This window comes from Nocardiopsis flavescens (assembly GCF_900141985.1).
Classification (GTDB): Bacteria; Actinomycetota; Actinomycetes; order Streptosporangiales; family Streptosporangiaceae; genus Nocardiopsis; species Nocardiopsis flavescens.
On record NZ_FQZK01000003.1, the window covers coordinates 299897 to 314550 of the forward strand.

12 protein-coding genes are annotated in these 14654 nt (G+C 74.9%); 5 read left to right on the plus strand and 7 right to left on the minus strand.

Annotated features, from left to right (window positions below):
* Positions 1-102: 102 nt before the first annotated feature.
* Together groL and groES are read right to left on the minus strand one after the other, a co-directional pair.
* Positions 103-1710 (minus strand): chaperonin GroEL, encoded by a 1608-nt coding sequence (gene groL / locus BUE45_RS08005; protein ID WP_073376996.1) that lies wholly within the window; start codon positions 1708-1710, stop codon positions 103-105.
* Positions 1711-1828: 118 nt separating this feature from the next.
* Entirely contained in the window at positions 1829-2140 is a 312-nt protein-coding gene (gene groES, locus BUE45_RS08010) for a co-chaperone GroES (RefSeq protein WP_073376999.1), read from the minus strand.
* A 247-nt stretch (positions 2141-2387) separates the two neighbouring features.
* On the opposite strand from groES, the gene BUE45_RS08015 reads away from it, so the two are divergent.
* The gene (locus tag BUE45_RS08015; protein ID WP_073377001.1) at positions 2388-3638 is read left to right on the plus strand and encodes a THUMP-like domain-containing protein; all 1251 of its coding nucleotides are present in this window, start codon (positions 2388-2390) and stop codon (positions 3636-3638) included.
* Between the two features lie 433 nt (positions 3639-4071).
* Positions 4072-6456, plus strand: a complete 2385-nt coding sequence (locus BUE45_RS08020; RefSeq protein ID WP_073377003.1) for an apolipoprotein A-IV repeat region-like domain-containing protein — start codon at positions 4072-4074, stop codon at positions 6454-6456.
* Between the two features lie 92 nt (positions 6457-6548).
* Here the strand turns inward: BUE45_RS08020 and BUE45_RS08025 are convergent, their stop codons facing one another.
* Complete coding sequence (locus BUE45_RS08025) at positions 6549-7490, minus strand: zinc-binding dehydrogenase (RefSeq protein ID WP_073377005.1); 942 nt, start codon at positions 7488-7490, stop codon at positions 6549-6551.
* A gap of 263 nt (positions 7491-7753) precedes the next feature.
* Here BUE45_RS08025 and BUE45_RS08030 point away from each other — a divergent pair, with 263 nt between their 5' ends.
* The 3 genes from BUE45_RS08030 to BUE45_RS08040 all read left to right on the plus strand — a co-directional run bounded on the left by BUE45_RS08030 (position 7754) and on the right by BUE45_RS08040 (position 10878).
* Positions 7754-8059, plus strand: coding sequence for a lactococcin 972 family bacteriocin (locus tag BUE45_RS08030; RefSeq protein WP_073377007.1), 306 nt, complete (start codon positions 7754-7756; stop codon positions 8057-8059).
* A gap of 66 nt (positions 8060-8125) precedes the next feature.
* Positions 8126-10183, plus strand: a complete 2058-nt coding sequence (locus BUE45_RS08035; RefSeq protein ID WP_073377009.1) for a hypothetical protein — start codon at positions 8126-8128, stop codon at positions 10181-10183.
* 38 nt (positions 10184-10221) lie between these two features.
* Positions 10222-10878 carry an ABC transporter ATP-binding protein gene (locus BUE45_RS08040; protein WP_073377011.1) on the plus strand — a complete coding sequence of 219 codons (657 nt, stop codon included), beginning with the start codon at positions 10222-10224 and terminating at the stop codon, positions 10876-10878.
* Between the two features lie 23 nt (positions 10879-10901).
* On the opposite strand, the gene BUE45_RS08045 is transcribed toward BUE45_RS08040, so the two are convergent.
* The 4 genes from BUE45_RS08045 to tsaB form a co-directional block, all read right to left on the minus strand.
* Positions 10902-12218 carry a PQQ-binding-like beta-propeller repeat protein gene (locus BUE45_RS08045; RefSeq protein WP_073377013.1) on the minus strand — a complete coding sequence of 439 codons (1317 nt, stop codon included), beginning with the start codon at positions 12216-12218 and terminating at the stop codon, positions 10902-10904.
* 216 nt (positions 12219-12434) lie between these two features.
* Positions 12435-13475, minus strand: coding sequence for a tRNA (adenosine(37)-N6)-threonylcarbamoyltransferase complex transferase subunit TsaD (gene tsaD, locus BUE45_RS08050; protein ID WP_073377015.1), 1041 nt, complete (start codon positions 13473-13475; stop codon positions 12435-12437).
* On the minus strand, positions 13468-13905 hold the full coding sequence (gene rimI, locus BUE45_RS08055) for a ribosomal protein S18-alanine N-acetyltransferase (protein WP_073377477.1): 438 nt from the start codon (positions 13903-13905) through the stop codon (positions 13468-13470). Before rimI ends, tsaD begins: the two co-directional genes overlap by 8 nt.
* A 68-nt stretch (positions 13906-13973) precedes the next feature.
* Positions 13974-14651: a tRNA (adenosine(37)-N6)-threonylcarbamoyltransferase complex dimerization subunit type 1 TsaB gene (gene tsaB / locus BUE45_RS08060; RefSeq protein ID WP_073377018.1), complete on the minus strand. Its 678-nt coding sequence runs from the start codon at positions 14649-14651 to the stop codon at positions 13974-13976.
* Between the last annotated feature and the right edge of the window lie 3 nt (positions 14652-14654).

The following is a 14654-nucleotide window of genomic DNA, read 5'->3' on the forward strand; positions in this document are numbered from 1 at the left end:
GGGGGCGGGGAGGGCGGGGTCCGCACAGGCCGGTGGGCCGGTCCGGGGAGAACCCGGGCCGGCCCACCGTCGTCGTCCGCGGACGGGACCCGACCGGGTCCGTCAGTGGCCGTGGCCGTGGCCGTCGCCGTCGGCCTCTTCCTCGGGCTTGTCCGCGACCAGCACCTCGGTGGTCAGCAGCATGCCCGCGATGGAGGCGGCGTTCTGCACGGCGGAGCGGGAGACCTTGACCGGGTCGATGATGCCCTCGGCGGTCAGGTCGCCGTAGGTGCCCTTGGCGGCGTTGTAGCCGTGGCCGACCTCCAGCTCCGAGACGCGGTGGACCACCACGTAGCCCTCGGCGCCGGCGTTCTCGGCGATCCAGCGGGCGGGCTGCACCAGGGCGCGGCGCACGATGCCCACACCGGTGGCCTCGTCGCCGGTCAGGCCCAGGTCGTCCAGGGCGGTGGAGGCGTGCACCAGGGAGGCGCCGCCGCCGGCGACGATGCCCTCCTCGATGGCCGCGCGGGTCGCCGAGATGGCGTCCTCCAGGCGGTGCTTCTTCTCCTTGAGCTCGACCTCGGTGGCCGCGCCCACGCGCAGCACCGAGACGCCGCCGGCCAGCTTGGCCAGGCGCTCCTGGAGCTTCTCGCGGTCCCAGTCGGAGTCGCTCGCCTCGATCTCCTTGCGGATCTGGGCGATGCGGTCCGCGACCTCGGACTGGTCACCGGAGCCATCGACGACGGTGGTGGTGTCCTTGGTGACCGTGATGCGGCGGGCGGTGCCGAGCACGTCGACGTCGGCGTTCTCCAGGGTGAGGCCGACCTCCTCGGCGATGACCTGGCCGCCGGTGAGGACGGCGATGTCCTGGAGCATGGCCTTGCGGCGCTCGCCGAAGCCGGGCGCCTTGACCGCGGCGACGTTGAGGGTGCCGCGGATCTTGTTGAGCACCAGGGCGCCCAGGGCGTCGCCCTCGATGTCCTCGGCGATGATCAGCAGCGGCTTCTTGTTCTGGACGATCTTCTCCAGCAGCGGCAGGAGCTCGTTGAGGTTCGAGATCTTGCCCTGGCTGATGAGGATCTGCGCGTCCTCCAGCACCGCCTCCTGGCGGTCGCCGTCGGTCACGAAGTAGGGCGAGATGTAGCCCTTGTCGAACTGGAGGCCCTCGGTGAACTCCAGGTCCAGCCCGAAGGCCGGGGACTCCTCGACGGTGATGACGCCGTCCTTGCCGACCTTGTCGAACGCCTCGGCGATCAGGTCGCCGATCTGGCCGTCCTGGGCGGAGTTGGTGGCCACGTAGGCGATGTCCGCGCGCTCCTCGACGGGGCGGGCGCGCTCCAGGAGGATCTCGGACACCTTCACGGCGGCGGCGTCGATGCCCTTCTTGAGGGACATCGGAGAGGCGCCGGCGGCCACGCTGCGCAGGCCCTCGCGGACCAGCGCCTGGGCCAGCACGGTGGCGGTGGTGGTGCCGTCGCCGGCGGCGTCGTTGGTCTTGGTGGCGACCTCCTTGACGAGCTGGGCGCCCAGGTTCTCGTAGGGGTCGTCCAGCTCGATCTCACGCGCGACGGTGACACCGTCGTTGGTGATGGTGGGGGCACCGAACTTCTTGTCGATGACGACGTTGCGGCCGCGCGGGCCCAGCGTCACCTTGACGGCGTCGGCGAGTCGGTCGACGCCACGCTCAAGGGCGCGGCGGGCGTCGTCCTCGAACTCCAGGATCTTCGGCATTCCGGTTCTTCCTTGGTAGGCCTGGCCAAAAGCGAGCATCCCGCCCGCCCGGCGAGGCGCCGACCGGTGCGGGATGCGGAAACTGCTCCGTGCCCGTGTGAACGGGCCGCGTCGAGGACTACTTCTCGACGACCGCGAGGAGGTCGCGGGCGGAGAGGACCAGGTACTCCTGGCCGTCGTACTTGACCTCGGTGCCGCCGTACTTGCTGTAGAGGACGACGTCGCCGACCTTCACGTCCAGCGGGATGCGCTTGTCACCCTCGTCGTCCCAGCGGCCGGGGCCCACCGCGAGGACCTCGCCCTCCTGGGGCTTCTCCTTGGCGGTGTCCGGGATGACCAGGCCGGACGCGGTGGTCTGCTCGGCCTCCAGGGCCTTGACCACGACGCGGTCCTCGAGCGGCTTCAGCACGGTCTTGGTGGCGGTCGACACTGTGTGACCTCCCCCTTCAGGTTTTCGGTGTCCGATAGTCCGGCTACCGCGCACGGGAAGGCGCGGACCGGCTGCGAAAAAAGGGGCGACCGCGGCGGCCTGTCGTCGCGGGTGCCAGACCGGCCTCGTCGCGATTAGCACTCTACCCCCGAGAGTGCCAGAATGGAAATGTGACCGTGACCCCTGGTCGGCGGCGCCCGCGGACCCGGACCGGACCGGGCCGGACCCACCGTGCAGAAGGAGATCCATGCGCGTGCCCGCGTTCGAGGCCCTGCTGACGGGAGCGGGGCGCGACGTCCTGGCGTCGGTGGACGCCGAAGCGGCCTCCCGGGACGCGCTGGCGGCGGCCTCCCGCCTGCGCGAGGATCCCCGGGTGGCCGCCCTCGACCCCGGCCTACCCGTTTCCGAGCTGGTGAACGCCGTTCTCACCCAGATTTCGCTGCGTATTCGCGGACGGGCCAAGTTCGGCCCGCGGGCCGACCTGATGTTCTTCACCCCGAACGGCCTGGAGCAGTCCACGCGCGCCTCCGTCGCGGCCTACCGGGCCGAGCGGGTGGCGGCCGTGCACCGGGGCCCCGCCGGGGACCTGTGCTGCGGGATCGGCGCCGACCTGCTGGCGCTGGCGGCGCGGGGCGTCCCGGTGGAGGGCGTGGACCTGGACCCGTTGACCGTCGCGGTGGCCGGGGCCAACATCGCGGCGCTGGGGCTCCAGGACACCGCCCGGGTCCGCGAGGGGGACGTCACCCGGATCGGGCCGGGCGCGTACCCGCTGCTGGTGTGCGACCCGGCGCGGCGCGGCGGGCGCGGCCGGGTGTTCGACCCCGCCGCCTACTCCCCGCCCTGGGACGTGGCGGTGGGCCTGGCCGGAGGCTCCGGGGCCGCGTGCCTGAAGGCCGCCCCCGGCATCCCGCACGAGGTGCTGCCCCCGGGCGCGGACACCGAGTGGATCTCGGTGGACGGGGAGCTGAAGGAGGCGGCCCTGTGGTTCGGCGCGCTGTCCGGGGGGCCGCGCCGCCGGGCCACGGCGCTGTCCGAGCGCGACGGCTCTCGGACACACCTGGACGAGGTGCCCGGCCTGGGGCCCGCGCCGGTCGCGCCGGCCCGCCGGTACCTGTACGACCCGGACCCGGCGGTGGTGCGCTCGCACCTGGTGGCCGAGGCCGCGGCCCGGGTGGACGGGGCCCTGCTGGACGAGCGGATCGCCTACTTCACCGCGGACACGGCGGTGCGCTCCCCGCTGTGGCGGGTGCTGGAGGTGGAGGAGGTCGTCCCCTTCTCCCTCAAGCGCGTCAGGGCCGCGCTGCGGGAGCGCCGGGTGGGGACGGTGACGGTGATGAAGCGGGGGTCCGCGGTGGACACCGAGAAGCTGCGCCGCGACCTCAGGGCCTCCGGGCCGGAGGCGGCCACGGTGGTGCTCACCCGGGTCGGGGAGCGGCCCTTCGCCCTGCTCTGCCGCGAGCCGTCCGCCGCACCGGGCGAGGCGGGCGCCGCCCGCTAGGGGCCGGGGGCCGGTCCGCCGCACGCCGCGGCCCCGCTCCCGACCTGGGACGATCCGCCGGGGCACCCGGGGCCGACGCGGTCACCCAGAGTAGGACACGAGGTATCGGATCGTTATCTCACGGACCGATATCTTTCGCCTTCCCCTGGGGCACGGGCACTTCGGGTCGTTAGAATGGGCGCGCGATTCCCTCCCCTTCTCATGGATTCACCCGGAAGGCCGTGCGTGAGTGATCCGCGATGCGGTTCGGTCGACGACGTGCCTTTGCCACATGTGCATACGGACAGTCACACTCTGATCACATTGGGGCGTGAAATCCTGCGGGACCGCCGCCCGCCCGGGGACCATCGAGAACCCGACCTGCCCGGAACACCCACCGTCCATTCCCCGGGGCCAGGTGTCGGGAGCGCCAGAGAGAACAAGGAGCACCGCGGTGGAACAGACCAATCACAACTTCCTCAACGGAGGAGGTCAGGCCGGGATCTCCGACCGCATGCGCGACCTGCTCTCCCAGGCGGCCCACGAGCACGACTCGGAGCAGAAGTCGCAGGGCGCGGTCACCGAGGAGATGCGCCAGCGTCTGGAGGGCATGGAGTGGCTCCTGCGTGAGCTGCGCGAGCGGGAGCTCGCGGCGCTCGCCGAGTCGGTCACCGCGGTCGACGGCCGGATCGACGACTTCCTGGCCCGGCCCCCGGAATGGGCCGAGACCCTGGCCGAGCACATCGAGGTCGTCGGCCGCCAGGTGAAGCCGCTGTCCGAGATGTCCTCCCTGCGCGCGGACACCCACCGCATCGCCGGCCACCTGGACACGGCCCTCACCCGCCTCCAGCGCATGTCGGAGACCGGGAACCGCACCGCCGAACAGGTCGGCGAGCTGGGCGAGCGGCTGACCTCCCTGTCGGAGGCCTTCGAGACGCGGCTGGAGGCCCTCGACGGCGCCTTGGCCGCGCTCGACACCAGGACCGGGGCGGTGGAGGCCTCGCTCGCCGCGCTCACCGAGGCCTCCGGCACCCGGCACACCGAGCTCGCGGACGCGCTGGCCGAGAGCCGCACGGCGCTCGCCGAGGCCGTCACGGGGACCCGTGAGGACCTGGCCGCGGCCCTGGGCGAGGCCCGCACGGCGCTCGCCGAGCAGGCCGACGCCAAGGCGACCGAGCTGGCCGGGGCCGTGGCCGCCGCCCGCGAGGAGCTCGCCGGCTCCGCCACCGAGAACCGCACCGCCCTCACCGAGGCCCTCACCACCGCCCGCGAGGAACTGGCCGGCGCCCTGGGCGAGGCCCGCACCGACCTGGGCGAGCGCACCGACGCCCTGCGCACCGCCCTCACCGAGCAGGCCGACGCCAAGGCGACCGAACTGGCCGGGGCCGTGGCCGCCGCCCGCGAAGAGCTCGCCGGCTCCGCCACCGAGAACCGCACCGCCCTCACCGAGGCCCTCACCACCGCCCGCGAGGAACTGGCCGGCGCCCTGGGCGAGGCCCGCACCGACCTGGGCGAGCGCACCGACGCCCTGCGCACCGCCCTCACCGAGCAGGCCGACGCCAAGGCCGCCGAGCTGGGCACCGCCCTGGAGGAGAGGCACGCGGCCCTGCTCGCGCGCCTGGAGGAGAACACCGGCGAGCTGAACGGCGGGCTCTCCGCCCTGGCCGCCGCCGCGGGCGAGCGGCACGAGGCCCTGGTCGGACGGCACGAGGCCCTGGCCGCCGAGCTCGCCCGGGACGTCACCCAGCTGACGACCCTGGCCGAGGAGAACCACGCCGAGGCCACCGCCGCCGTCGCCGACGCCACCGGCGCCGTCGCCGCGCTGCGCAAGGACCACGAGAGCTCGCTGCTGGACCTGCGCACCCACCTGCGCCAGCGCCTGTCCGAGCTGGACGAGCAGCTGGAGCTGGGCCGCACCGAGGCCCGCGAGCGCGCCGAGGCGTCCGCCGAGCGGATGAACGCGGCCTTCACCGAGCGCACCGACGCCCTCTCCTCCCGGATCGGCGAGGACGCCGGGCGGGTCACCGCCGGGTTCGAGGAGCTGCGCACGTTCGTGGCGGAGAGCTCCGCGCGCCTGGCCGCCGACGCCGAGGACCGGTCCCAGACCCTCACCGAGGCGCTCACCGAGCAGGTCGAGGGGCACCGCACCGCCCTGGACGAGCGGCTGGAGCGCCAGCGCGAGGCTCTCACCTCCAAGGTCGACGGGCACCTCACCCAGATCACCGGCAAGGTCGACCACGAGCTGGGCCGCCTCACCGACCGCTTCGACACCTTCGAGGGGCACTTCGAGGGGCAGTTCGAGGGCATGGAAGGCAAGATCGACCGGATCGACGGCCGGATGGACGGCATCAACGGCCGCCTGGACGGCATCGACGGCCGGGTCAACGGGGTCGAGGGCCAGTTCGAGGGCGTCAGCGGGCACTTCGACGGGGTCGACGGCCGCCTGGAGGCCGTGGACGACAGGCTGGAGGCGCTCAACCAGCGCCTCAACCAGCTTCCGCAGACCATGGAGGTCAGCGAGCTGCACCGCCGCCTGACCGAGCTGGTGGAGCGCCCGCAGGTCGACCACGGCGACAAGCTCGACGAGATCGACGACCACGTCACCTCGGCCGTGGCCCCGGTGCTGCGCGAGCTGAAGCAGCGCCCGGACCGGCACGAGCTGGAGGAGACCGTCACCGAGGCGGTCGAGAACTCCCACGACGACATCACCAAGCGGTTCTCCTCGCTGGAGGAGACGGTGCTGGCCCTGGCCGAGGCGCTGCTGCGCCCGGGCCGCGAGGGCGGCAACGTCATGCCCAAGCGCAAGCGCCGCCGCGACGAGGAGGACGACGACGAGTAGGCCGTCCCGGCCGCGCTGACACGGGCGCGGCGGGGGTCTTCCGGGGGGCGGGGCGTCGGCGGCGCCCCGCCCCCCGTGTGTCCGGGGACGGCTCAGGGCGTGAAGACGACCTTGCCGAACAGCTCGCCGTCGGCCATCGCCCGGAACCCCTCGGCGGCCCGCTCCAGCGGCAGCACCCGGTCGACCACCGGGCGCACCCCGGTGCGGGCGCACATCTCCGTCAGCCCCGCCAGCTCCTCCCGGGTCCCCATGGTCGAGCCGATGACCCGCAGTTGGAGGAAGAACACCCGGGTCAGCTCCGCGGGCGGGGCGTCACCGCTGGTGGCGCCGCAGACGACGATGGCGCCGCCGGGCTTGAGGGAGCGCACCGAGTGGGCCCAGGTGGCCTGGCCGACCGACTCGAACACCGCGTCCACCCGCTCGGGCAGCCGCTCCCCCGTCGGCACCGCCGCGTAGGCGCCCAGTTCCAGGGCCCTCTCCCGCTTGGCCGCGTCCCGGCCGGTCACGTACACCCGGTGCCCCGTCCGCACCGCGAGCCGGATCAGCGCCACGGACACGCCGCCGCCCGCGCCCTGGACGAGGATCGTCGAGCCGGGGCGCAGGTCGGCCTTGCCGAACAGCATGCTGTAGGCGGTGAGCCAGGCCGTGGGCAGGCAGGAGGCCTCCTCGAAGGAGAGCTCCGGCGGCTTGGGCAGCAGGTTGGCCCGGGGCACGAGCACGCGCTGCGCGAAGGTGCCGTCGTACTTCTCGGACAGGATCGTGGGGCGGCCCGCCCCGTCCTCGACCACGCCGTGGACGAGGACCTCGTTGCCGTCCTCGTCGACCCCGGCGGCGTCGCAGCCCAGGATCATCGGGAGGCGGTCGGCGGGGAGGCCGACCCCGCGCAGGCTCCACAGGTCGTGGTGGTTGAGGGAGGCGGCCCGGACGTCGACCACCGCCCACCCCTCGCGCGGCTCGGGGTCGGGGCGCTCGCCGGCCTCCAGGGCGGAGAGGGGGTCGTCGAAGGAAGAGCGTGCTGCTGTGATCGCGAACATGTCCGTAGTCGACCACATCCGCCGAACGGAGTTCTAGTGCGGGAGGGGCGGGTCGCGCCCGGCGGGCGGCCGTACGCGTCTGGCCGGTTGCGGACAGCGGCAGCGGGAGCCCGCGGAGTCACCGCAGGTGGGACGCGGTACCGTCGGGCGCGGTGGCGGAGCGGGCGCCCCCGGCCCTTGCGGCACCGGGGGTGTCGGCGTTTTGCTGTGCACTGCCCCGGCACCCCACCCGCCCGGTCCCGGCCGGGCCGAAGGAGCCCCCCTTGCCCGCTTTCCGCAAAAGTACGGTCGTCACACTGCTCGCCACGGTCTTCTTCTCGATGGGGACGGGCGCGGCCCTGGCCGCCCTCCGGGAGGTGCAGGCCGGCGGCGGGACCTGGCGCTACGGCACCGAGAGCGGCCGCGCCCACTCGCAGTACCTCCACAACGGCGTCTGCCACACGGCGACCGTCGCCCGCAGGGGCACCTCGGTCGAGGACACCGCCAGGGCCAACCCCCGCGCCTGGGCGCGGGCCTCCCTCGCGGACAGCGCGTTCCACGTCGAGGAGTCCTACTACAACAAGTGCTGACGCGCCCGACCGCCCGACCCGCACCCGCGGGGGCCGCCGCGGCGGCCCCCGCCCCTGAGAGGCCCCGTGCACCGCATCCTCGTCCTCGCCCACACCACGGTGATCGCCATGGCGATGGTGCTGGGATTCCTCACCATGGCCGCCATGCACCGCTACGGCGACCTGGGAGCGGTCCACTACGTGGGGATCGACGGCAACGGGGGCGGCGCGAGCACGGCGGAGGCGGTCGAAGCCCTCACCGCCCTGGCCGGGGAGCGGCCGGTCTCCGTGGCGGCGACCCGCGCCGACCCCGGGAACGTCAACGGGGGCATGCGGCTGTACGTGCTCTCCTCCGCTCCCGGCAGCGACATGCACTCCTGGGCCGAGACCGGCTACCCGAACTTCACCCCCGTACCGGAGCTGGGGGTGCGGTCCCTGGCGGAGCTGGAGGGGGACGACCCGCGGGGGGCCTACTGGGTCGAGGGCACGCCGGCGGACGCCGAACTGGTCCTGGAGGCGCTGGAGTCGACGGGCCTGTCGGGCACGATCGACCCGGCGCCCCCGGTCGTGGACCGCTACCCGGCCGCCGTCGCCTTCAACGAGTCCCTCGGCACCATGGTGCTGCTGGCCCTGGCCTCGGTGGCCGCCGCCGCGGGCGCCGGGGTGCTGCTCAACGCCCGCTCCTACGGCGTCAAACGGCTGCACGGGCACTCCTACTTGCGCATCCTCGCCTCCGACCTGCGCGGGGCCGCGCGGATGTGGCTGTGGGCCGCGCCCACCGCATCGGCCGCGTTCGCCCTCTTCCTGTGGTGGTACAACGGCTTCGCCCGCGCGGGGGAGCTGGCCGCGGTGACGGGCGTCCTGGCGGCCCTCCTCCTGGCGGTGGCGCTCGGCGCCCACGCCGCCGCGCTCGCCCTCCTGTACCTCACCGACGTGCCCGCGGCGGTCAGGGGGCGGATGCCCGCGCGCAGTGTCACGGTGTCGGTGTACGCGGTGCGGATCGCCTCGGTGGGGCTGGTCCTGTCCGCGGCGACCGCCACCCTCGCGCTCGGGGAGCGGGTGGCCGAGCACCGGGCCGGGCTCGACTCCCTGACCGGTACCGAGGGCATGGGGGCGCCGCGTACCGGGGGCGGTGCCGACTCGGAGGAGTGGTTCGAGGCCCGGGAGGACGTCGTCGACCCCTGGATCACGGACGCCGAGAAGCGCGGCGGGGTGATCATGGTCGAGCAGCGGCTCGCCGAGGATGTGATGCCCCCCGGTACGCGCGGCACCGGCTTCGACGCGCTGTGGGTCAACGAGGCCTACCTCGCACACGCGGGTGTCGCCGTGGACGGGGAGGCGCTGTCCGCCCCCGGTGTGCGCATCCTGGTCCCGGAGTCCCTGGCCGGGCACTCCGACCTCCTGGTGGAGGGGGCCCGCGGCCAGTCCGCGTACTTCGCGGCCGAGGAGCACCGCGACGACCCGGTCACCGTCGTCCCCTACCCCGACGGCCGCACCTTCCCGACCTACGCCACGACCTCCCCCCTGACGTGGAGCGTCCGGCCGGTCCTGACCGACCCGGTCGTCGTCGTCCACCCCCCGGGGTACTTCGGCGGCGGGATGTACTCCACCATCGCCTCCGGCGGCGGGATCGTCTTCCTCGACGGCGACGCCGCCGCCCGGGAGGCCGCCGAGCCGCCCCTGTCCTCCTACGTGGCCGCCGTGGAGTCCGTCACCGAGCGGGCGGCGCTGGACCGCGGCCGTCGGCTGGGGGACCTGCGGGTGAGCGCGTTCAACCTGGCGGCGTCGGTCGGGGTGCTGGTCCTGACCTCCGTCGCCGCCTGTCTGGTGTACACGCGGGCACGGGCCCGGCACATCTTCGCCCGGCACCTCTCGGGGTGGTCGTTCGCGGCGACGCACCGGGGTTTCCTGCTGGTGGAGGCGGGGCTGGTGGCGGTGTTCGTCGGCTACGCGGCCCATGGGCTGTGGGACGCGCTGGCGGGGTTCGGGGCCATCGAGCTGGGCGTGTTCGAGTGGGACGTGGTGCGGGCGCGGGAGAGGTTCGCGCTGTCCGCGGCGGTCGGGGGCGCGGTGCTGGCCGTGGTGCTGGGGGTCCTGGCCCACTTCCACCGCCGGATCGTCCGGGAGGGCGCGTCCCAGGCCTGACCGCCGACCGGTGCGACACGAGGGAGAGGAACCACGCGATGACGGCGACGACCCACTGCGAGCTGCGCGGTGTGCGCAAGGAATACGGCGGCCGGGCCGTCCTGGACGGCTTCGACCTGGCGGTCGGGGCCGGGGAGATGGTGGCGGTGACCGGGGCGAGCGGATCGGGCAAGTCCACGGTCCTGAACCTGCTGGGGCTGCTGGAGGCCCCGGACGGCGGCGAGGTCCGCCTGCTGGGCGGGCGGGCGCCGCGACCGCGCAGCCGGGGTGCGCGGCGGTACCTGCGCGGGCACCTGGGATACCTGTTCCAGAACTTCGCGCTGATCGAGGGCGCGACGGTCCGGGAGAACCTGGAGGTGGCGCTCGCCTACGCCCCGGGGCCGGGAACGGAGAGGGAGCGGACGGCGCGGGCGCTGGAGCACGTGGGGCTGGCGGGGACGGAGGAGCGCCGGGTGTTCTCGCTGTCGGGCGGGGAGCAGCAGCGGGTGGCCATCGCCCGGCTGATGCTCAAGCCCTGCGAGATCGTCCTCGCCGACGAGCCGACGGGGTCGCTGGACGCCGACAACCGCGACGTGGTGCTCGGACTGCTGCGCGGCTTGAACGGGGCGGGCCGGACCGTCGTCGTGGCCACCCACGACCGGGCGGTCGTGGACGCCTGCTCCCGCGAGGTGGCCCTGGACCGCACGGGGATCTGAGCGGCCCCCGGCGGCGGCCCCGTTCAGCGCAGACCGACCACACCGGTGCGGCCGTCGGCGCCGGTGTAGGAGAGCACCACCGCTCCGGGGACCGCGGCGGCGGCGTGGACCACCGCGTCGGCCAGGCCCTCGGCCCGGATCTCCCGGGTGCCGTCCGGACCGGAGAAGACGGCCAGGGCGTCGTGCTCCCCCTCCCCGAACACGCACACGACCCCGCCGGACAGGCCCAGCGCCAGCGGCCGCTCGCCCAGGAGCGGCGAGGGCGCGCCCCGGGCGGGACAGGAAGCGGCTTCCAGCAGCACCTCGCCGCCGGTGTCGCGCACCGTGTAACGGCCGCCCATCAGGCCCCGCCAGGCCCCGTCCGAGCCGGGCGCCCCGGTCTCCCCGGCTCCGACGAACGCTCCGCCGCCCAGGTCCACGGCCTCCCCGGTGGCGGGGTCCACGGCCCACCGCACGCGGGCTCCGGCGACCCCGTCGACCACCAGGCCGCCGTGCACCGCCAGCAGCCGCTCCACGGAGGGGCCCAGGGGCGCGGCCGTGACCCGCCAGAGCTCCTCGCCGGTGGCCGCGTCCAGGCCCACCAGGTGCGAGCCGGGCGTGTGGCCGTCCCGGCCGGGGCCGGAGCAGTCGGCCGCGGCCACGGCGACGCCGCCGGTCACCACCACGTCGTCCACGGTGCCCAGGGCGCCGCATTCGGCCAGGTCCCGTACCGTCACCGCCCAGGCCGTCCGCTCGCCGCCCGCGTGCCGGGCGACCAGGGAGGACTCCTGGCGGAAGACCCACACATCGCCGTCGCACGCGCCCAGCGAGGCCAGGTGGTGCCCGGGGAAGGGCGAACGGCGCTCCATGTAGTTGCGGCCGTAGGTGTCCGAGACGGGGTACCGGTCCAGTTCCGCCCCGGTGCGGGAGTCGAGGACGACGAATTCGGTGTACCCGCCGTCCGGTTCGTTCGCCGGGTCGGTCCACCCCGCGTCGTGCGCGCGCTCCTCGACGACGATGTGGCGGCCGTCGTCGGCGACGTCCGCCAGGACGCCGAGCTCCCCGGCGTCGACCCGGTAGTGCCACAGCTCCTCTCCGGTCTCGCCGGACAGGACCGCGACGCCCTCGTCCTCCAGCACCGCCACCCCGCCCGGCACGGGGAACACGGGGGCGGGCGTCCCCGACCAGCCCTCCCGCGTCCAGGCCACCCCGGCCACCGCTTCGGGGCGGTCCGGGTCGGGCGGGTCCTGAGCCACGCTGTGCCCGGTGGTGGACGCGGGCTCCTCGGCGGAACAGGCGGCGGCGAGGGCCACCGCCGCCGCGGTCGCCGCGAGGCGGCGGCCGGCGAAGGGGGGATGCACGGATTCACTCCCGGGGGGATCGGCTGCTCTCCCCTTCTGACGCCCCGCCCCCGCCGGGGGTTTCTCCGGCGGTGCGCCGGTGCGCTCCCGCACCGGGTCCGCCCCGCCCCACCGGCCCCGGGGAGCCCGGGACGGTGCGCGGGACCGGCCGCACGGATTCGGGGCCCGGACCGGGGTGGATTCCAGCGGTGCTCCGGGCCCCGGGGTGCGCGGGGGTCAGCGGGCCAGCGGGGACTCCACCGGGAGGGAGGTGTCCGTGGCCAGGTCCAGGGAGGACGGCGGCAGCCCCGCGGCCACCACCTCGGCGCCCAGGGCGGCGATCATCGCGCCGTTGTCGGTGCACAGGCGGGGCCGGGGCACCCGGAGGGTGATCCCCGCCTCGCGGCAGCGCTGCCCGGCCAGGGTGCGCAGCGCGGAGTTGGCCGCCACGCCGCCGCTGATCACCAGCGTGCTGACCCCGTACTCCACGCAGGCGTCGACGGCCTTGCGGGTGAGCACGTCCACCACCGCCTCCTGGAACGCGGCGGCGATGTCGGCGACCACCAGCGGCTCGCCCCTGCGGTCGGCGTCCTCGACGTGGCGGGCGACGGCGGTCTTGAGCCCCGAGAAGGAGAAGTCGTACGTGCCGTCCCCCCACTTGCCGCGCGGGAAGCGGATCGTCTTGGGGTCGCCCTGCTGCGCCGCCCGGTCGATGGGCGGGCCGCCCGGGTAGGGCAGCTCCAGCAGCCGGGCGACCTTGTCGTAGGCCTCGCCCGCGGCGTCGTCCACGGTGTCGCCCAGCGACACCACGTCGGTGGCCAGGTCGTTGACCAGCAGCAGCGACGTGTGCCCGCCGGACACCAGGAGCGCGATCGCGGGCTTGGGCAGCGGCCCGTGCTCCAGCTGGTCGACGGCCACGTGTCCGACCAGGTGGTTGACCCCGTACAGCGGCTTGTCCAGCGCCATCGCGTACGCCTTGGCCGCGGACACCCCCACCAGCAGCGCCCCGGCCAGGCCGGGCCCCGCGGTGACGGCGACGGCGTCGATGTCGGCGAGCCCGACCCCTGCGGAGTCCAGCGCGCGCCGGACGGTGGGGGTCATCGCCTCCAGGTGGGCGCGGCTGGCCACCTCGGGCACCACGCCGCCGAAGCGGACGTGCTGGTCCACGCTGGAGGCCACCGACTCGCCGAGCAGCTCGCAGCCGCGCACGATACCGACACCGGTCTCGTCGCAGGACGTCTCGATGCCCAGGACGAGCGGGAGGTCGTGGTCACTCATGGGTACCCTCCTCGGCGATGCGCCGCATGACCAGGGCGTCGGCCCCGTTGTAGTAGCCGCGCCGGATGCCGATGGGCGTGAATCCGAAGCGGCCGTAGAGCTTCTGGGCGCGCGGGTTGTCCGAGCGCACCTCCAGGAACATGTGGCCGACCCCGCGCTCGGCGGCCCGGACGAGGAGCTCGGTGAGCAGGGCTCCCCCGATCCCGGTCCCCCAGGCGGACTCGGCGACGGCCATGGTCTGCACGTCCCCCTCGGGCGGGACGAAGCGCAGCCCGGCGTACCCCACCAGGGCGCCCCGGGCCAGGGCCACCACGTAGTGGCGGGTGGCGGTCTCGGCCAGCTCGTCGCGGAGCATCCCCTCGCTCCAGGCGTCGGCCGGGAACAGGGCGCGCTCCAGCGCCATCACCGCGTCGACGTCGGCGGCGGCCATGGGGCGCAGGAGCACGCCCTCGGGCGGGGCGACGCGGACCGCGTCCAGCGCGGTGTCGGTCACCGGTCTCACTTCACCCACTGGCGGACCTTCTTCGGGGCTCCGGGCACCACGGCGTCGGGGCGGCGGAGGTAGAGCGGCTCGGGCGAGGGCAGGGGCTCCCCGCGGTGCAGCCGGTACAGGGCCAGCTCGGCCAGGGCGGCGGCGTCGGGGTGCAGCGGGCCGGGCGCCCCGGCCGCCTCGCCGAACACGTCGGCGTACATCCGGGCGCCGTCGCCCACCAGCGGCAGCCCGCCGGTGTCGAGTTCGGCCGGGCGGGCCACGGCGATCTCGCCGACCCGGGTGAGGCGGTCGTCGTAGCGGGCCCAGAACACCTCCTTGCGGCGGGCGTCGGTCATGGCGGTGAACGGCCCGGTGCGCCCGGTGGCGAAGGCGAGCGCGTCCAGGGTGGCCACGCCGTGGCAGGGGACGCCGAGCGCGTCGGCCAGGGCGTGGGCCGTGGCCAGCCCCACGCGCAGGCCGGTGTAGGGGCCGGGGCCGATGCCCACGGCGACGGCGTCGAGGTCGGCCAGGGCGACCCCGGCCTCCGCGGTGAGCCGGCGGATGGTCGGGGAGAGCAGTTCGCCGTGGCGGCGGGCGTCCACCGAGGACGCGCTCGCGCGCAGGGTGAAGGCGCCGTCCCCGCCGGACTCGCCGATGGCGGCGGTGACGGCGGGCGTGGCGGTGTCGAAGGCCAGGAGCAGCACGGG